General features: G+C 69.9%; 15 protein-coding genes, 3 pseudogenes and 1 riboswitch. Of the genes and pseudogenes, 15 read left to right on the forward strand and 3 right to left on the reverse strand.

Going from position 1 to position 18,107, the window contains the following annotated elements; genetic code table 11:
- Window positions 1–128 precede the first annotated feature (128 nt).
- Window positions 129–644: a hypothetical protein gene (locus A6P39_RS03810; RefSeq protein WP_331454088.1), complete on the forward strand. Its 516-nt coding sequence runs from the start codon at window positions 129–131 to the stop codon at window positions 642–644.
- A gap of 91 nt (window positions 645–735) precedes the next feature.
- Here A6P39_RS03810 and A6P39_RS03815 read toward each other — a convergent pair whose 3' ends face one another.
- Window positions 736–1,107, reverse strand: coding sequence for a 2-oxoglutarate and iron-dependent oxygenase domain-containing protein (locus tag A6P39_RS03815; protein ID WP_067039094.1), 372 nt, complete (start codon window positions 1,105–1,107; stop codon window positions 736–738).
- Between the two features lie 558 nt (window positions 1,108–1,665).
- Here A6P39_RS03815 and A6P39_RS03820 point away from each other — a divergent pair.
- The 9 genes and pseudogenes from A6P39_RS03820 to A6P39_RS03860 form a co-directional block, all read left to right on the forward strand.
- Window positions 1,666–2,772 (forward strand): LLM class flavin-dependent oxidoreductase, encoded by a 1,107-nt coding sequence (locus A6P39_RS03820; protein WP_067039093.1) that lies wholly within the window; start codon window positions 1,666–1,668, stop codon window positions 2,770–2,772.
- On the forward strand, window positions 2,769–4,169 hold the full coding sequence (locus tag A6P39_RS03825) for an NtaA/DmoA family FMN-dependent monooxygenase (protein WP_067039092.1): 1,401 nt from the start codon (window positions 2,769–2,771) through the stop codon (window positions 4,167–4,169). The genes A6P39_RS03820 and A6P39_RS03825 overlap by 4 nt, the downstream gene beginning before the upstream one ends.
- Before the next feature lie 91 nt (window positions 4,170–4,260).
- The gene (locus A6P39_RS03830) at window positions 4,261–5,184 is read left to right on the forward strand and encodes an LLM class F420-dependent oxidoreductase (RefSeq protein ID WP_067039091.1); all 924 of its coding nucleotides are present in this window, start codon (window positions 4,261–4,263) and stop codon (window positions 5,182–5,184) included.
- Window positions 5,185–5,254: 70 nt separating this feature from the next.
- Window positions 5,255–6,079, forward strand: coding sequence for a DUF1684 domain-containing protein (locus A6P39_RS03835; protein ID WP_067039090.1), 825 nt, complete (start codon window positions 5,255–5,257; stop codon window positions 6,077–6,079).
- 89 nt (window positions 6,080–6,168) lie between these two features.
- A riboswitch (SAM riboswitch) is annotated at window positions 6,169–6,282 on the forward strand.
- A 33-nt stretch (window positions 6,283–6,315) separates the two neighbouring features.
- Window positions 6,316–6,432: a putative leader peptide gene (locus A6P39_RS03840; RefSeq protein WP_331454089.1), complete on the forward strand. Its 117-nt coding sequence runs from the start codon at window positions 6,316–6,318 to the stop codon at window positions 6,430–6,432.
- A gap of 217 nt (window positions 6,433–6,649) precedes the next feature.
- Window positions 6,650–7,826, forward strand: a pseudogene (locus A6P39_RS03845) (ABC transporter substrate-binding protein); the annotation flags it as partial.
- 34 nt (window positions 7,827–7,860) lie between these two features.
- Window positions 7,861–8,070: pseudogene (locus A6P39_RS03850) on the forward strand (ABC transporter ATP-binding protein); the annotation flags it as partial.
- 13 nt (window positions 8,071–8,083) lie between these two features.
- Window positions 8,084–9,142: an LLM class flavin-dependent oxidoreductase gene (locus A6P39_RS03855; RefSeq protein ID WP_067039087.1), complete on the forward strand. Its 1,059-nt coding sequence runs from the start codon at window positions 8,084–8,086 to the stop codon at window positions 9,140–9,142.
- Between the two features lie 265 nt (window positions 9,143–9,407).
- A pseudogene (locus tag A6P39_RS03860) lies at window positions 9,408–9,506 on the forward strand (family 1 glycosylhydrolase); the annotation flags it as partial.
- Window positions 9,507–9,573: 67 nt separating this feature from the next.
- Here A6P39_RS03860 and A6P39_RS03865 read toward each other — a convergent pair.
- Window positions 9,574–9,717, reverse strand: a complete 144-nt coding sequence (locus tag A6P39_RS03865; protein ID WP_159395913.1) for a hypothetical protein — start codon at window positions 9,715–9,717, stop codon at window positions 9,574–9,576.
- A gap of 422 nt (window positions 9,718–10,139) precedes the next feature.
- On the opposite strand from A6P39_RS03865, the gene A6P39_RS03870 reads away from it, so the two are divergent.
- Window positions 10,140–10,898: a FadR/GntR family transcriptional regulator gene (locus A6P39_RS03870; RefSeq protein ID WP_067039085.1), complete on the forward strand. Its 759-nt coding sequence runs from the start codon at window positions 10,140–10,142 to the stop codon at window positions 10,896–10,898.
- A 406-nt stretch (window positions 10,899–11,304) separates the two neighbouring features.
- On the opposite strand, the gene A6P39_RS03875 is transcribed toward A6P39_RS03870, so the two are convergent.
- Window positions 11,305–12,348 (reverse strand): LacI family DNA-binding transcriptional regulator, encoded by a 1,044-nt coding sequence (locus A6P39_RS03875; RefSeq protein WP_443052813.1) that lies wholly within the window; start codon window positions 12,346–12,348, stop codon window positions 11,305–11,307.
- Between the two features lie 212 nt (window positions 12,349–12,560).
- Between A6P39_RS03875 and A6P39_RS03880 the strand changes: the two genes are divergently transcribed.
- Genes A6P39_RS03880 through A6P39_RS03895 form a run of 4 tightly spaced genes read left to right on the forward strand, consistent with a single transcriptional unit; the run spans window position 12,561 to window position 17,994 of the window.
- Window positions 12,561–13,865: an ABC transporter substrate-binding protein gene (locus tag A6P39_RS03880; protein ID WP_443052814.1), complete on the forward strand. Its 1,305-nt coding sequence runs from the start codon at window positions 12,561–12,563 to the stop codon at window positions 13,863–13,865.
- Window positions 13,866–13,874: 9 nt separating this feature from the next.
- Entirely contained in the window at window positions 13,875–14,807 is a 933-nt protein-coding gene (locus A6P39_RS03885; protein ID WP_079133078.1) for a carbohydrate ABC transporter permease, read from the forward strand.
- Window positions 14,807–15,625, forward strand: coding sequence for a carbohydrate ABC transporter permease (locus A6P39_RS03890; protein WP_053659069.1), 819 nt, complete (start codon window positions 14,807–14,809; stop codon window positions 15,623–15,625). The genes A6P39_RS03885 and A6P39_RS03890 overlap by 1 nt, the downstream gene beginning before the upstream one ends.
- Window positions 15,626–15,633: 8 nt before the next feature.
- On the forward strand, window positions 15,634–17,994 hold the full coding sequence (locus A6P39_RS03895) for a glycoside hydrolase family 3 N-terminal domain-containing protein (RefSeq protein WP_067039109.1): 2,361 nt from the start codon (window positions 15,634–15,636) through the stop codon (window positions 17,992–17,994).
- The last annotated feature ends 113 nt before the right edge of the window (window positions 17,995–18,107 follow it).

An 18,107-nucleotide genomic window follows, 5' to 3' on the forward strand; every position in this document is an offset into this window, starting at 1 on the left:
GACCGGCGTGAACGCTGCGGGCAGCCGTACTTGCCTTTGACGCGCACCTCAGGGGCTATCGTCTGCGCGCCCGCACCGGCCGGTCGTCCCGCTCGGACCGCTTCACTTCTCCCGAACAGGAGCCCCCCATGGCCACTCCCCTGCCGTCCGCCACCCGCGAGATCCGGCTTGTCACTGCCCCTGAGGGGCTGCCCGGCCCCGAGCATTTCGCCGTCGTCACAGCCACTGCCCACGCCCGGCCCCGGTCAAGTCCTCGTCCTCAACCGGTACTTCCTTGTATTCCCTGTGCTGCGCACCCTGTATTCCCTGTGCTGCGCACCCTGATCGGAGGCGCACTCGAGGGAGTACCGCTGCCGCCGGTCAACGCCGGTGACGTGCTTTTCGGCCCCGCTGTCGGCGAGGTCGTCGGCGCGGGCCCGGGCAGTCCGCTGCAGCCGGGAGACACCGTCACGCACCTGCTCGGGTGGCGCGAGCACGCGCTGGTGGCCGCAGGCGACTGCGCCCCGGTCGGCGATGTGCTGTCGGAGGCGGTCGCCCACCTGTCGTCGGGTCGGCCGCCTACGGTGCGCTCACCCGGCTCGCCGACGTCCGTCCCGGCGACACCGTCCTGGTCACGGGGGCGGCGGGCGCGGTCGGGACCCTGACCGGTCCGGTCGCCGGGCTGCTGGGCGCCGGGAAGGTCATCGGCAGTACCCGCTCCCCGGCCAAGGCCGAGCGGCTGCGCACCGAACTGGGCTACGGCTCGGTGGTGGTGTCCGGTGACACGATCTTCACGGGCACGGCCGCCTCGTCGTCGAACCACTGGTCGAAGCAGCCCTCGTCCTGTCCGAGGGCCGCCGCGAGCGCCCGCAGCACCTCACGGCTCACCCGCAGCGCTTGCGCCTGCCAGCGCGACACGATGTCCTTCAGCTCCGGCAGCGTGAAGAAGTGGCGTGCCGCGCTCAGCACCTCCTCCCGCAGTGCTGCGGGGACGCCGTTCCCGGTGACGTAGGACAAGCCCACCTCATGTGCGGCGGAGCGGAGTTCGGCGCGGAAGGCGTCGCGGTCGGCGTCCGGGGCGTGGAAGCGAGAGATGTCGATGACAGACAGGGCTGTGGACTGGGCCATGGGGGTTTCATTCGCGGCAGGGCGGACGCGTGCGCCCCACAACTGCGCCCGGAGAGCGGCTGTCTGAGGGCAAGAGAAAGCTGCAGGCAGAGAGAAGAAGAGCTTGATCGCGAGCCGTCGAACCGCGATCAGCAACAGACCTCGTCGAACTGATCGGCGCGGCGGCTCACCCAGAACGGGTCGAGCAGCACCGTGTGCGCCGGGCCAGTGGTCGTCATGGCCGGATAAAAGCACAACGGGAGAGGTGCGTCCACCACGCGTCCCAGCGCATGAGATGCCCCTCCGCCATGGTCGACCTTGACACTCACAGGGGCGGGCGACGTACGTTGAAGGGGAAAGTTCCTGACAGGTGGAGGCTTTGATGCACGTACTGGGCGCGGCACCGCGCGGTGCGTGCACCGGTGCGCGGCTCATCACCCGGCGGCATGTCGACTACTGCCGTACCTCCTCCGCCGCCTGTCCTTCCGTACACGCCTGACCCCTGCCGGCCGTCCCGTCGGCTGTCTCGTCGTGGCCCTGTGGCCGCGGGTTTCTCGTGTTTCCCGGAAGGAACTCCCATTGTCCGGCCCTGCCCTGCACCTCGCCGTCGAGATCGACGGCGACGGCGCCCACCCCGCGGCCTGGCGCCGCGCCGCCCACTCCCCCGATCAACTGCTCACACCGCGCCGCGTGGCCCAGGTCGCCACCATCGCCGAGAACGCCGGGTTCACGCTGATCACGCTGGACGACGGCGTGCTGCCGCCCGGCGCCTCACCGGATCCGGTGGGCCGTATCGGCGCGGTGGAGCGGGCAGCCTTCATCGCGGCGTCCACGAGCACCATCGGGATCGCGCCCGTCGTCCCGGTCACGTATGCCGAACCCTTCCATGTCTCCGGCCAGCTGGCGTCCCTGGACCACATTTCCGCCGGTCGCGCCGGGTGGGTGGTGACGGAGGAGGAGCGTGCCGAGGCGGCGCGTGCCTGGGGGCGGCAGCTGATCGCCGACGCCGCCGCACGGGCCCGGGAGTCCCGTGACGGCGTGGAGGTGGCCCGCGCCCTGTGGGACTCGTGGGAGGACGACGCGGTCATCCGGTCCGTGGCCACCAGCCGCTACCTCGACCGCGAGCGGCTGCACTACATCGACTTCACGGGCGAGGCGTATGCCGTCAAGGGCCCGGCGATCGTGCCGCGCCCGCCTCAGGGGCAGCTTGTCGTCCTGGGCAGGCCGGACCGGGTTCCCGCCGCACAGCTCGACGTCGCTCTCGTCGAAGGGCGCGAACTCGCGGAAGTCGCCGCGGCCGCTGCCGCCGCCGGTACGCCCCGCGTCTTCGCCGAGGTCGACGTGGCGCTGGACACCCCGCAGGCCTCGGCCGCCGAGCGCGTCGCCGACCTGGAACGGCACGCGTCGTGGACCGACCGGAGGTGGCTGCGTCACGTCGGCTCGGCGGACCAATTGGTCTCACTGCTGGCTGAGTTGAGCCGTCACGTCGACGGCGTACGGCTGCACCCGCTGGTGCTGGACGAGGACCTGCCCGTCCTCTCCCGCCTCGTCCTGCCGGCCCTGTCCGAGCGACGCCTCGTCGCCCGCCCGCTGCCCGGTACGTCCCTGCGCTCGACCCTGGGTCTGGAGCGCCCCGCCAATCGCTTCGCAGCCATGGCCGCGGCCGCCCAGGAGGATGCCCGATGACCCGCACCGACCCCCTCGACGTCCCCCGGCCACACGCCCAGCTGCACTTCGGAGTGTTCTTCCAGGGCGTCAACCACTGGACCATCTGGTCCGCCCCCGACAGCGGCTCCCAGATCGACCCTGCCTCCTTCCGCCGGGTCGCCCAGACCGCCGAACGGGGCCTGTTCGACGCGTTCTTCCTCGGCGAGGGACTGCGGCTGCGCGAGGTCGACGGCAGAATCCATGACCTCGACGTGGCCGGACGGCCGGACGCCATCACCCAGCTCGCGGCGCTGGCCGCGGTCACCCACCAGATCGGCCTGGTCTCCACCTCCAACTCCACCTTCAACGAACCCGCCGATCTGGCCCGCCGCCTCTCCGGACTCGACCTGCTCTCCGAGGGCCGCGCCGGCTGGAACGTGGTGACCACGGACAACGCCTGGACCGGCGCGAACTTCCGCCGCGGCGGCTACCTCGACCACGCCGACCGCTATCGGCGCGCCGAGGAGTTCCTCACCGTCGCCCGCGCGTTGTGGGACGGCTGGGGGGACGGAGCAATCGCCGACTCCGCGGGTGCACGGGAATGGTCGGTGCCCGGTGCCGTACACCGAGTACGGCACCGCGGAGCGCAGTTCGACGTCGACCTCGCCCCGACCCTGCCGCGCAGCGCCCAGGGCCACCCGGTGATCTTCCAGGCCGGTGACTCCGGCGAGGGACGCGACTTCGCCGCCCGCAACGCCGACGTCATCTTCTCCGCGCACGGCAACGTCTTCGACGACGCACTCGCCTTTGCCGAGGACATACGCACCCGTCTGCGCGCCGTCGGCCGACCCGACGACGACCTGCGGATCCTGCCCGGCACCGAGATCATCATCGGCGCCACCGAGGAGGAGGCCCAGGAGAAGAAGCGCTGGATCCGGCTCCAGCAGGTCACACCCGCCACGGCGCTGGGGATCGCCGGACTGCTGTGGGGCATCGACCTGTCCGACCGCGACGCCGACGGCCCGCTGCCCAACGAGGATCCGGTCGTCACCGAGAACGACGGCTCCTTCGGCGCCCGGCGCATCACCGACCCGCGCGCGGTTGTGGCCGAATGGCGGGCGAAGGCGGAGGCGCACGGCTGGTCGCTGCGCGAGACCGTCATCGCGCTCGGCCCACAGCGCGGGCACGTCGGCACCCCGTCCGGCCTGGCCGACAAGTTCGCCCACTTCGTGCGGCACGGCGCGATCGACGGCTTCAACGTCACGCCCTACCTCATCCCAGACGGCCTCGACGACATCGTCGACCTGCTCGTCCCGGAGCTGCAGGACCGCGGGATCTACCGCACCGAGTACAGCGGCACCACCCTGCGCGAGCACCTCGGCCTGCGCGCACCCCTCACCCACAGGTCCGCACCGGACCGACGACAGGCGGGCTGAGCCTCCGAGCCGGCCCTTGTACACATGACTGACAAGAAGCTGTCACACGCCGACCGGAATGCGGGTTCGGACGACGCCCGTTCTGACTGACATGACTGTTGGAGTAGCGCTCAACGCGTCCGACGCGCCGAACCAGGTCGACGCCACCGTCCAACTGGCCCGGGAAGCCGCCGAGTTCGGTGTCACGTCGGCCTGGTTCGGGCAGACCTTCGGCGCGGACTCACCCCAGCTCGCGGGGATCGTCGGGCGCGAGGTGCCCGGACTGCAGGTCGGCACCTCCGCTATCCCCGTCTTCGGTCGACACCCGCTGCTCGTCTCCAGCCAGGCCCAGACCGCCCAGGCCGCGACCCACGGCCGCTATCACCTCGGTCTGGCTCTGGGCACGAAACTGCTGACGGAGACGGGCTTCGGCCTGCCTTTCGAACGACCCATCGCCCGGCTGCGCGAATTCCTCACCGCCCTGCGGCAGTTGACCAAGACCGGTACGGCCGACTTCCACGGCGAGCTGCTCACCGCCACCACACCGATCCCGGCGCGGGTACCAGGTGCCGAGAACGGCGTCCCCCTGCTCGTCGCCGCGATGGGGCCGCAGGCTCTGCGGGCCAGCGGCGAGCTTGCCGACGGAATCCTGCCCTATCTGGCAGGACCGCGCGCCCTGGCGGACCACATCGTGCCCGCCCTGAACGCCGCGGCCGAGGCCGCAGGCCGCCCCGCGCCCAGGATCGTGGCCCTGGTGCCCGGCGTGGTCACGGACGATGTCGACGCGGTGCGGGCCAAGGCCACCCAGAACCTCGCCTTCTACGAACAGATCCCCTCCTACGCGCGAGTCATCGAACTCTCCGGCGGCGGGCGGGCCGCCGACCTGGCCGTGATCGGCGACGAGAAGACGGTCGAGGCCGAGGTACGCCGTTACCGCGACGCCGGCGCCACCGAGGTCGTGTTCTCGGGCACCGAGATCGCGGGAGAAGCCGATCGCCGACGCACCTGGCGACTCCTCGGCGAACTGGCCGGCTGAGTACACCCGTCCGCTCGACAACCCCCTGTATCCCCTGCCCGAAGGCCCCCCGGCACAAAGGAGATTCCCCATGACCACCGAGGCCGCCACCACGGACCTCCACGCCTTCACCGAGACCTGGCTGGAGTGGTACCGAGCCCAGGAGGCCCGGCTCGCCGCCCCTCACGGGTTCCTGGCGATCACCGGCCTGCACTGGCTCGACGACCGACCCCAGCGCTTCCCGGACGCGCCCGGCGCGTGGCGCACCGGCCCCGAAGGCGTCGTCGTAGACCTCGACGACGCCGAGGAATTGGTCGTCGACGGGGCGCCGGTGCGCGGCGAGCACCGCTTCGGCGTGCTTCCCGAGCGCGGCGGCGTCGACGCCCTCTGGGGAGACGCCGTCATCGAGGTCGCCAGGCGCGGCGGCCAGGACATCGTGCGCCCCCGGCACCCGGACGCGCCGCTGCGCACGGCTTTCACCGGAACGCCTGCCTACGCCCCCGACCCGCGCTGGGCCGTGACGGGCCGCTACATCCCCTTCGACACTCCGCGGCCGACCACCGTGGGCGCTGCGGTCGAGGGCCTTGAGCATGTCTACGACGCCCCGGGCAGAGTCGAGTTCGAACTCGACGGGCGCCCGCTGTCGCTGACCGTGTTCCCCGGCCACGGTGCGGGACGGCTGATGGTGCTGTTCACCGACGAGACCTCCGGGGTCACCACCTACGCCGCCAACCGGGCCCTGGCCCTCGATCCGCCCGCCGCCGACGGTACGGTCGTCCTGGACTTCAACCGTGCCACCAACCTGCCGTGCGCCTACACGGACCTGGCCACCTGCCCGCTGCCCCCAGCCGAGAACCGGCTGCCGGTGGCGATCGAAGCCGGCCAGAAGATCCCCCGCGAGCGCGGCGGCTCCTGAGCTGGGCGCACTCTCGCCCCGACTCCCCGTACAAGGCGTCCTTTTGCGCCATTGACGTACCGACAAGACCGCTCCGTACGATCACGAACGGCATTGAGTGTCAGCGTCAAGCCCTGGCTCGCTGACCGGCAACCCTCCCACGCGGTGGGGTGCTCCAGGTGAAAGCCCGGCGGGATCACCGATGATGTCCGCAAGCGCGTGACCCGTGACCGGGGCCGGATATATGGAGGACCGATATGCGGCACGGTGGTGACCTCAGCGCCCGCTTCGCCGGCACCACCGTGTTCTCCCGGCTCTCGCGCCGGCGTCACATCGACCTCAAGCGCTCGACGAGCTGTCTCTGTCAGGCCTGACGGGCCTTCCCGCCGCTGGTCGCAGTACGGCACCTGTCGTCGCCGCACCCGCCTGCGCCTGATCTCCGTCTGTCTTTGATCCCCCCTTTCGCTCTGATCCCCCCTCTGCACAGCGCTCCCCCGGCACCGGCGTCGCGCCGGCCGGGGCCGCACGCCCACGCACGGCCGTGCCCTGCACCACATCCGTGCCTGGTGACACGAGCAGGAGAAGCCCTCCGTGACTGCACTTTCCGATGTCAGAACCTCCCGGTGGGCGGCACTGACCGCCGTCGTGACCACCAGTGTTCTGCTGACCGCCTGCGGCTCCGGCGGCGGCGGTTCCGGCAGCGGCGCCGGGCAGCCCAAGTCCGGCGGCACCCTGACCTTCGCGGTGGGTTCGGACGCCGGCTGCGTGGATCCGCAGCAGGTCGCCAGCAACGAGACCATCTACTCGGTGCGCCAGATCGTGGACTCCCTGACGGACCAGGACCCGAAGACCGCCAAGATCGTGCCGTGGCTGGCGAAGAGCTGGAAGGTCAGTTCCGACGCCACGACGTTCACGTTCCATCTGAGGTCGGGTGTCACCTTCAGCGACGGCTCGAAGCTGACCGCGCAGGCCGTCAAGGACAACTTCGACGCGGTGCCGAAGCTCGGCGCCCTGGGGACTCTCGCCGAGGGCTACCTGAGCGGCGTCAAGAGCACCACGGCAGTCGACCCGCTCACCGTCAAGGTGACGTTCAGCCAGCCCAACTCCCAGTTCCTGCAGGCCACTTCGACCCATTCGCTGGGGATCGAGTCGTCGGCGAGCGTGAGGGAGACCCCGCAGCGTACGGGCCGGAGGCCTCCAGTCCGGCCAGGTCGACGCGATCAGCAGCGTCGGCAAGGCCAACGAGACGGCGCTCAAGGGCGGTCAGGTCACCCTGCAGCGACGGGCCAACCCCGGCGTCGTGTTCGGTCTCGGCCTCAACAACTCACGGCCGGTCCTGAAGGACGCGCGAGTGCGCCAGGCGACCCTGTACGCCGTCGACCGGCAGCAGATCGCGGACACCGTGTTCCCGACCGGCACCCAGCCGGCGACCAGCGTCCTCGCCCACACCACACCCGACTACACCAGCCTCGCCTCCGACCTGGCGTCCGACGCGGCCAAAGCCAAGTCGCTGCTGGACGCGGCCGGCTGGAAGACCGGCAGCGACGGCATCCGCACCAAGGACGGCAAGAAGCTGAGCCTGACCATCGACTGGATACCCAACTCGGCCACCAACCAGCCCGCGTTGGAACTGATCCAGCAGCAGCTCAAGGCCGTCGGTGTCGACGTGTCCCTCAAGCAGCTCCAGGTCACCCAGCTGGCGCCGACGCTCCAGTCCGGCGTCTGCGACGCGGCCTGGGGGAACGTCACCCGTGGCGACCCGGACATAGCACCGGCTTGTCGAAGCCGTACTCGTGCCGCAGGGCGTGGCGTACCTGTTCATCTCGCACGACCTGGCCGTCGTACGGCAGATCGCACACCAGGTCGCCGTCATGCGGGCCGGCCGCGTCGTCGAGACAGGCCCGCCGGAGAAACTGTTCACCAGCCCCCGCCACGAGTACACCCGACAGCTGCTCGCGGCCATCCCCGGCGGCCGCGTCCCCACCCCCGGCGCCGAGACCACCACGAGCTGAGGACCAAGGTCGCATGAGCACACCCACCATCACCTCACTAGCCCTTCTCACCCCGGGCAACTTCGCCGACGACGACCCGTACATCGGCCTGGAGGAGACACTCCAGCTCTTCGAGTACGGCGAACGGCTCGGCTACGACGGCGCCTGGATCCGCCAGCGCCACCTCGAACACGGCGTCGGCTCAGCTGCCGTATTCCTCGCCGCGGCCGGACAGCGCACCGAGCGGATCGAGCTGGGCACCGCGGTCATCCCGATCGGCTACGAGAGCCCCTTCCGCCTGGCCGAAGACCTGGCGCTTGCCGATGTCCTGTCCCGCGGCCGCCTCCAGGTCGGCTTCAGCACCGGCATGCCACACGCCGAACTGCTCGGCGACCTGGTGTACGACGGCGACTGGCGAGGCTTCGACCTGTCGTACGGCAGGATCGCCCGCCTCGTCGACAACCTGCGCGGCGACTATCTCGGCGGCCCGGACACGGTGATCCACTCGCCGGGCAACATCCAGCGGCCGCGGCTGCAGCCGCACAACCCGGGTCTGGTGGAGCGGGTCTGGTACGGCGGAGGCAGCGTGCGCTCGGTCCGCTGGGCCGCCGAGAACGGTCTCAACCTGCTCTCCGGCAACATCGTCTCCGGCGAGAACACCGACGACTTCACCACCGCCCAGCTGAACCTGCTCTCCGAGTACCGGCGCGGCCTGGGCGACGACCGGCCGACGGCGCGCCTAGCGCTCGGACGGGTGATCGTGCCGTTCGACAGCGCCGACGCGGCCACCCGGGCCCGTTACCGGGACTACGCGGCCAGTCGGCACGAGCGCACCCTGAAACCGCAGACCCTGGCGCCACTGGGCCCGAAGCGGTTCCTGTTCGCCCCGGACGTGGTCGGCACCGCGGAACAGATCCTGGAACAGCTGGCGGCCGATCCCGTCCTCACGCAGGTGTCCGAGCTGCGCTTGGAGCTGCCCTACGAGTTCCATCGCGAGGAGTACGAACAGATCCTGCACGACGTACGCCACCTGATCGCACCGGAGTTGGGCTGGCGCTCCGCTTCCCCGACGGTTCACAAGGCGGGCCGGTGAGTCCTGTCCCGGAGCGCCCGGTCCGGCTCGAGGTGCACACCCGCGAGCCGTTCGCCGCAGGCCACCGCTTCCCCGGCACCGGGGCGTACGAAGTGCTCACCACCACCGCCCACTACGCCGTGGACCCGAAGGCAGCCACCAACCGCGCGATCCCCGACCTCGACCTCGTGCCGCCCGACGTCACCGGCAAGGTGTGCTTCAGCGGGGACGTCGAGATCCTACGTCCGGTCGACGGCGGGCGCAGGCGGCTGTTCCTCGACTGGGGCGCTTCGGGATCGTCCGCGCCGACTACGACACGCAGCGGCGCACTCCCAAGGACAGCTACCACTGGTACAGGGCGCTGATCGCGGCACAGAAGGGATGATCGCCAGCCTGTACTTTTCTTGTGCGGCCCGTCCAGTTTTCGTGATCGGCGTCCGCCTCCAACCGTCTTACCGGGACTCCGGCGACCGCACACAGGCGACGTGGAAGTCCTCTTCGACGAGGGCGATCCACCGGGGCTGGTCGACGGCGGCGACCCGCACGCCGTGCGGACGAGGAGGTGCGTCCGGCGGCCGGACAGAACGCTCTCCCATGGCGCGGTACGGGACAAGGCCACGGCCGACTGGTGCACCGGGGAGGACAGGGGTTCTGTCGAGTCGGACGAACGTCAGCTCCGACCGGTACGGCGACCCACGTGTCCCAAGCCCTGGACTGGTTCGCGGCCACTGATCGGCTCCAGGCACCTCGCCTTTCCTCGGCGGCCTCCGGAATTCCGGGCTGCTCTCCCCCGACAGGCCCGCCGAAGGAACACGGGACGCGCCTGACCGCCGTGGCCGTGGCCTCCCCCAGCACGCATCCCAGTATCATCAACGTCCCCTGAGCATGCGAAAGCACGAACAGGTCGAACGAAGCGTGCAACTTCACCCTCGGCCCGTTCCACCGGTCTGTGGGTCGACCTTCGCGCTCGGGGCCTGATGGATGTACCGGCGCGGGCCGGTCGCGGGAGGAGTGCGCGGTGTCTTTGACCGACAAGGCCATCGAACACATCCGTGAGCTGATCCGCAGCGGTGCGCTGCCTCCGGGTTCGAAGCTGCCACCGGAGGCGGACCTCGCCGCCCAGCTGGGTCTGTCCCGCAACCTCGCCCGCGAGGCCGTCAAGGCACTGGCCGTCGCACGCGTGCTGGACGTCCGGCGAGGCGACGGAACGTACGTGACCAGTCTGGAGCCCAGCCTGCTGTTCGAGGGCCTCGTCGGAGCCGTGGAACTCCTCCAGAGCGACTCGGCCGCGCTGCTGGACTTGATGGAGGTCCGCAGGCTGCTGGAGCCGGCGGCGACCGCGCTGGCCGCCACCCGGATCTCCGACGAGCAGCTTGCCGAGGTCAAGCAACACCTGGACGCCATGCGCGAGGCCCGCGACGACGTCGAGCAGCTCAACGCCCACGACGCGGCCTTCCACCGGGCCGTGATCTCCGCGACGGGCAACAGCTCGCTGCTCACGCTCCTGGAAGGCATATCGGGCCGTATGCTGCGTGCCCGGATCTGGCGCGGGCTGGTCGACGATCAGGCCGCGGGCCGCACGCTCGGCGAACACGAGTCGATCTTCACCGCCCTCGCGGCCCGCGACGCCTTCATGAGCCAGGCAGCCGCCCTCCTGCACGTCAACAACACAGAGCAGTGGCTGCGGAAACACCTGCGCTCCTCGGAGTCACCCGTCACCGGCTCAGCGGGACGTCGACGGGGTGCTCCGGCGAAGGCCCGTCATCGCGAGGAGTGAGGAACCCCCAGGGGCCCACCTGTGGACTCCCTACCCAGCCGAAGACGGTCCCCGCCGTTCCCCGGCCAGAACTACACGAGTCGCCCAGGCAGGTGCGACCTCGACGACGCCGCCGTCGAAGGAGCCGCCGACACCGCGGAGTTGGGACCCTCACCGGTGGCACCTCGGCATCGCCGGAGGCGCAGTACTGGTACCGGCGCAGTCTGCCAGGTCAGCCAGTGGGCGCGATCGTCTGACAACAGGTGGATCTTGCTGGTCAGCCCGCCCCGTGAGCGCCCCAGTGCCTGCCGCCCATCCGCTTCCACACGTGCACCACACCCATTTTGCTGCTCGTCGTGTTCAAGACACACTCCGTCACAGAGTCGCAATGGCCCCAGGGCTCGCGCTACGCGACCGGAGCGATGCGTCACGTGCTTTCGAAATTTCGAAGGCGCCGACGCTCAGTGGCGGGGGGCCGGGCTGTGCTGCTGCGCTCGACCAGGCTGGTGGCCAGGTCCACACGCAGCGCGGACGGTGGGTTGCCGCGGGCGAGGTCGATCACCATGCGCGCGGCGACTTCGGCCATCTCGGTCAGCGGCTGGCGGACGGTGGTCAGGGGTGGGCCGACCCAGCGGGCGATGGGCAGGTCGTCGAAGCCGACCACGCTGAGATCCTCCGGGATTCGTAGGCCCAGCTCCCGTGCGGCCTCGTAGAGGCCGAGCGCCTGCAGGTCGTTGCCGGTGAAGATCGCTGTGGGCCGGTCCTTGCGGCGCAGCAGCTCCAGGCCCTCCCGGTAGCCGGTTTCGTGGTGGAAGTCGCCCTCGCGGATCAGTGCGGGATCGAAGGCGACGCCGGTCGTCTCCAGCGCGGCCCGATAGCCGTCGATCCGGGCGCGGCTGCACATCATCCGCCGTGGTCCGGCGACCATGCCGATGCGCCGGTGGCCCAGGTCGAGCAGGTGGCGGGTGGCGGCGAGGCCGCCGTTCCAGTTGGTCGTCCCGACCGCCGGCATGCCCTGACCGGGATCCCCTGCCGGGTCCATCACCACGAACGGGATGTCACGACTGGTCAGTTGCGCTTGCTGGGCCTTGTCGAGCCCGGACAGCACCAGGAGCACGCCCGTGGGGCGGCGGGCGAGCACCCCGTCCAGCCAGGGCTGCCCAAGGCTGAGCTGGCCCGAAGACTCCGACAGGACGACGCTCATTCCCTCCTCGCGGACGACGTTCTCGACCCCGCGGATGACTTCCATCGCCCAGGCACTCTCCAGCTCGTGGAACACCAGCTCCAGCAATGGGCTGGACGGGGCGCTGTTGCCGCGGCGCCGCTGGTAGCCGTACTGGTGCAGCAGTTCCTCCACCCGCTCCCGGGTGGAGGAGGCGACGTCCGGGCGGCCGTTGAGGACTTTCGAAACAGTCGGTGTGGACACTCCCGCCTCGCGCGCGATTTCGGCGAGTGTCGCCGCTCTGGTCACGATCCCTCCTGTGCTGCCCTGGTGCGCGACGTACGAAGTCCTTGCGACTGTACGGGACGAATGCCAGCTGGTCAGGGCATCGCCGTTACGCCCGTATCGAGATGGGCCTGCCAGCTCCTTGACGGCGGTCGATGTGACGCCTAGGTTTCCCGCATCATTCGGAACTTGCTTCGAAACTATCGACGGATGGCGAGCACATGGGTTCTCTTCGCGTGACCGTTCACAACAGTGCAACCCGGAACAGATTCGCCGCGGTAGCGGCAGCGACCGCGCTGGTGCTCGGTCTGACCGCCGCGTGCGGGTCCAGCGGCGGCTCCAACTCCGGGACGATCCACGTCCTCGTCTACGGGGACGCCGCGAACAAGGTCGAGAAGCAGATCGTCGACACGTTCAACAAGACCTCGAAGGTCAAGGCGGTGCTGGACACCATCCCGGGCGCCGACTACCAGCAGAAGCTCAACACGATCATCAACACCCCGCAGGCCCCGGACGTCTTCTTCAACTGGGGCGGCGGCAGCATCGCGCCCTTCGCCAAGAAGAACCTCCTGCTCCCCCTGGACGACATGATCGCCAAGGACCCGGGGCTCAAGTCCAACTTCCTCCCCTCGGTGTTCAACACCGCGGTGGTCGACGGCAAGTCCTACGGTGTCCCGATGCGGGGAACGCAGCCCGTGCTGCTCTTCAACAACAAGAAGGTCCTGGCGAGCGCCGGCCTGAGCGTTCCGCGGACCTGGGACGACCTGATCAACGACGTCAAGGTGCTCAAGGCCAAGGGCCTGACTCCGATCGCGCTCGGCGGCGGCGACCAGTGGCCCAGTCTCATGTGGTTCGAGTACGTCTTCGACCGGGTCGCCGGACCGGGCCTGTTCCAGAAGGCGCTCGCAGGTGACAAGAGCGCGTGGGCCGGCCCGGACAGCCAGAAGGCTCTGGGCATGCTGAAGCAGCTGATCGACGCCGGCGCATTCGGGAACCACTTCGACTCGGTGAAGTTCACCGACGGCGGGTCCCCGGCGCTGCTGGCCAAGGGCAAGGCCGCCTTCGAGCTGATGGGCTCCTGGGAGTACTCCACCCAGCAGTCCAACAACCCCGACTTCGCCAAGAACGACCTCGGCTACAGCGCCTTCCCGACAGTCAGCGGCGGCAAGGGCGACCCGAAGGACGTCGTCGGCAACACCAACAACTTCTATTCCGTCGTGAAGAAGACCCGGCACCCCGATGCCGTGGCGGCCTTCCTCAAGCTCATGTACTCCGACGAGTTCGTGAAGGCACAGCTCGGCATAGGCAACCTGCCGACCACCACCAACACGGCCAACTTCCTGTCCACCTCGGCCAGCCCGGACTACTCGCAGTTCCAGTTCGACCTGGTCAAGGCGGCACCGTCGTTCCAGCTGTCCTGGGACCAGGCCTACCCGCCGGCGGCGGCCACGCCGCTCCACACGGCCGTTCAGAAGTTCTTCGACGGCAAGAGCGACGCCAACGGCTTCATCCAGGCGATGCAGTCGCTGTCCAATTCCTGAGTAGGACCGATGAGTTCACTTTCTCTCGCAGCCGTGTCCGGCCGCCGCTTCAAGGCACGCCCGGCCGGCGTCGGGGTGACCCGCCCGGGCTTCGCCTGGGCGATACCCGCGACCCTCTTCTTCCTGCTGTTCGCGATCCTCCCGCTGGTGCTGGTCGCGGTGCTGTCCTTCACCAGCTGGGACGGCGTCACCGCGCCGCACTTCAACGGCCTTGCGAACTGGACCAAGCTGATCCACGACCCGGTGATGACCCAGAGCGTCTGGCTCACCCTCGTGCTCACCGTGCTCGGGATCGTGACGCAGACGCCCATCAGCATCCTGCTGGGCGTCTGGGCGGCCGGACCCCAGCGCAACCGGGCCGTGCTGTCCGCGATCTTCTTCGTCCCCCTGCTGCTCTCGGCGACCGCGGTTTCAGTCCTGTGGCGCGCCCTGCTCGACCCCAACTTCGGCATCCCGGGCCAGCTTCCCTCCCTGTTCGGCAACGGCAACCTGCTCGGCAGCCAGTCCGGTTCGATCGCGGTGCTGACCTTCGTCGGAATGTGGCAGTTCACCCCCCTGCACGCACTGCTCTACCAGGGCGGCGCCCGCGCGGTTCCGCAGGTGCTCTACCAGGCCGCGGCGATCGACGGGGCCGGCACCGTGCGGCAGTTCTTCCACATCACCCTGCCGCAACTGCGCAACACCATGATCACCTCGATGATCCTCATGGTCGTCGGCGGGCTCACCACCTTCGACACGGTCCTGATCCTCACCCAGGGCGGCCCCGGCACGGACACCACGGTCAGCGCCTACTACATGTACGAGCAAGGCTTCAAGGAATACGACTTCGGCGCCGGCTCGGCCATCGCACTGGTCCTGGTCGTGGTCGCCACCCTCATCTCCCTGGCCGTGGTCCGGCTCTCCGGCTACGACAAGATGCGCAGCACGGCGGAGGGGATCTGATGCGACAGCGCCCCAACTACCTTGCGGGGCTGGGCTCCCTGATATGGCTCGCCCTGGTCGGTCTGCCGCTCTACGTGCTGCTGATCGCGACCCTGCGCACCACCTCCAACTACTCCAGCCAGGGCCCGCTGAGCTTTCCGTCGCAGCTGACCCTGAGCAACTATTTCAACGCGTTCTCCAACGGCTTCGGCCAGGACTTCCTCAACACCCTGATCGTCACCGTCAGCGTCGTCGGCATCGTGCTGGTGGTGGTGCCGCCGCTCGCCTACGCCATCGTGCGCGCCCAGGGCCGGACCATCACCGTCGTCTTCCGGTTCTTCCTGCTGGGACTCGCGATCCCCGCGCAGGCGGTGATCGTTCCGATGTTCTACGTGATCAGCCAGGCCGGGCTCTATGACCACCTGATCGGCGTCATCCTGCCCACCGCCGCGTTCTCGCTGCCGGTATGCACCCTGGTACTGACCGGGGCGATGCGCGACATCACCCCCGACCTGTACGAAGCCATGGCGATGGACGGAGCCTCCCCGCGGCGGGTCTTCAGGCAGCTGGTCCTGCCGCTGTCGAAAGGCGGGCTCTCCTCCATCGTCGTCTTCTCGGCCCTGCAGGCCTGGAACGGCTTCCTCTTCCCGCTGATCCTCACCCAGTCGGACTCGACCAAGGTGATCACCCTCGGTCTGTACAACTTCCAGACCGAACACGGCGTCGACGTCCCCGGACTGCTCAGTGCCGTGGTGCTGTCCATGCTCCCCATCTTCGTCGTCTACCTGTTCGCCCGCCGCGCCCTGGTCCAGGGGCTCATGGGGGTCGGAGGAAAGTGACCGGCAACATGAACCCCGCCGCCGAACTCGCCACCCCCGCGTGGCGGGACGTCTCGCTCGACCCCGCGATCAGGGCCGACGCCCTGATCGCGGCGATGACCCTGCGGGAGAAGACAGCGCAGCTGGTCGGCGTCTGGGTGGGCGCCTCCGACGAGGGCGGCGAGGTCGCCCCGCACCAGCACGAGATGGAGGAGCCGCCGGACCTGGACGAGTTGCTGCCGCACGGTCTGGGCCAGCTGACCCGGCCGTTCGGCACCGTTCCCGTGGACGCCGCCGTCGGTGCGCTCTCGCTCGCCCGCTCCCAGCAGCGCATCGCCGCCGCCAACCGCTTCGGCATCCCGGCGATCGCCCACGACGAATGCCTGGCCGGGTTCGCGGCCTGGGGGGCGACCGCCTACCCGGTCCCACTGTCCTGGGGAGCGACCTTCAACCCCGAGCTGGTGCGCACCATGGCCACCGCCATCGGGACCGACATGCGCGCCGTCGGCGTCCACCAGGGCCTCGCCCCCGTACTCGACGTGGTGCGCGACGCCCGCTGGGGCCGCGTCGAGGAGACCATCGGCGAGGACCCGTACCTGGTCGGCACCATCGCCACCGCCTATGTGCAGGGCCTGGAGTCCGCCGGGATCGTCGCCACGCTCAAGCACTTCGCCGGCTACTCCGCCTCGCGGGCCGGCCGCAACCTCGCGCCGGTCACGATGGGCGCCCGCGAGCGTGCCGACGTCATCCTTCCCCCGTTCGAGATGGCGCTGCGCGAGGGCCGACCACGCTCGGTCATGCACGCCTACACCGACACCGACGGCATCCCCTCGGCCGCCGACCAGGAACTGCTCACCGGTCTGCTCCGGGACACCTGGGGCTTCGACGGGACGGTGGTGGCGGACTACTTCGGCATCGCCTTCCTCAAGCTCCTGCACGGCGTCGCCGGAAGCTGGGACGAGGCGGCCGGGCTCGCCCTCGCCAGCGGCGTCGACGTCGAGCTGCCGACGGTCAAGACGTTCGGACAGCCGCTGCTCGACGCGGTCGAGGCCGGCACCGTCCCCGAGGAACTGATCGATCGTGCCCTGCGCCGGGTCCTCGTCCAGAAGGCACAGCTCGGCCTGCTCGACCCTGACTGGAACCCGATTCCGCAGGCGATCTCCGGGGCGAATCCCGCCGTTCCCGAAGCGCTGCGCGGCAGCGTCGACCTCGACCCCCCGGCCAACCGGCGGCTGGCACGCGAGCTGGCGGAGCAGGCCGTCGTGCTGCTGCGCAACGACGGCACGCTGCCGCTCGGCCGCCCCCGCCGGATCGCGCTGATCGGCCCCAACGCCGACACCCCGACGGCCGTGCTGGGCTGCTACTCCTTCCCTGTGCACGTCGGCTCACAACACCCCGAGGTTCCGACCGGTATCGCGCTGCCCACCCTGCGCGAGACCTTGGCGGCCGAGTTCCCCGACGCCGAGATCTTCTCCGCACCCGGTGCGGCAGTCGACGGCGACAGCACGGCCGGCTTCACCGAGGCGGTCACGGCGGCCCGTGCGGCCGACGTCGTGGTGCTCGCCCTCGGGGACCGCGCCGGCCTGTTCGGCCGCGGCACCAGCGGCGAGGGATGTGATGTCGAGTCGATGCAACTGCCCGGCGTGCAGGAGCAGCTGCTCGACGTCCTGCTGGATGCCGGCACACCTGTGGTGCTCGTCATGCTGGCGGGCCGCCCCTACACACTGGGGCGCGCCGAGACGGAGGCGGCGGCGATCCTGCAGTCCTTCTTCCCCGGGGAGGCGGGCACCGAGGCGATCGCCGGCGTGCTCAGCGGGCGGGTGAACCCCTCGGGACGGTTGCCCGTGAGTGTGCCGCGGCACAAGGGCGTCCAGCCCTCCACCTACCTGGCCGCCCGGCTGGCCCAGGACAGCGACGTGTCCAGCACCAGTACCAGCGCTGCCTACGCGTTCGGCCACGGGCTCGGCTACACGGAATTCGAGTGGTCCGCGCTCGACGTCGGCGTCGCGGAGACCGGCACCGACGGCAGCTTCCGCATCGCCTTCGAGGTCCTCAACACCGGCGGACGCTCAGGCTGCGAGGTGGTGCAGTTCTACCTGCACGACCCGGTGGCCTCGGTGGTCCAGCCGGTGCAGCGCCTCGTCGGCTACCGGCGCCTACCGCTCGAATCCGGGGAAGTCTGCCGGGTCCTCCTGGAACTGCCCGCGGACCTGGCCTCCTTCACCGGCCGCGGGGGCCGTCGCATCGTCGAGCCAGGCGAGCTGGAGCTGCGGATCTCCGCCAGCAGCACCGACCACCGCATCAGGGTCCCGCTGCACCTGACCGGCCCGGTCCGGGAGGTCGACCACACCCGCATGCTGCACCCCGTGGTCACCGTCGAGAGCCTCTGACGCAACGAGAGGCCGCGCGTACGTCGGTTATGGCCGTGGACGAGGGCATGTGCTGGAGAACCCGCTCGGGGGGCCGCCGAGTACGCCCACCAGTCACAGCACCTCCTGGACTC

Source organism: Streptomyces sp. FXJ1.172 (genome assembly GCF_001636945.3).
Taxonomy (GTDB): domain Bacteria; phylum Actinomycetota; class Actinomycetes; order Streptomycetales; family Streptomycetaceae; genus Streptomyces.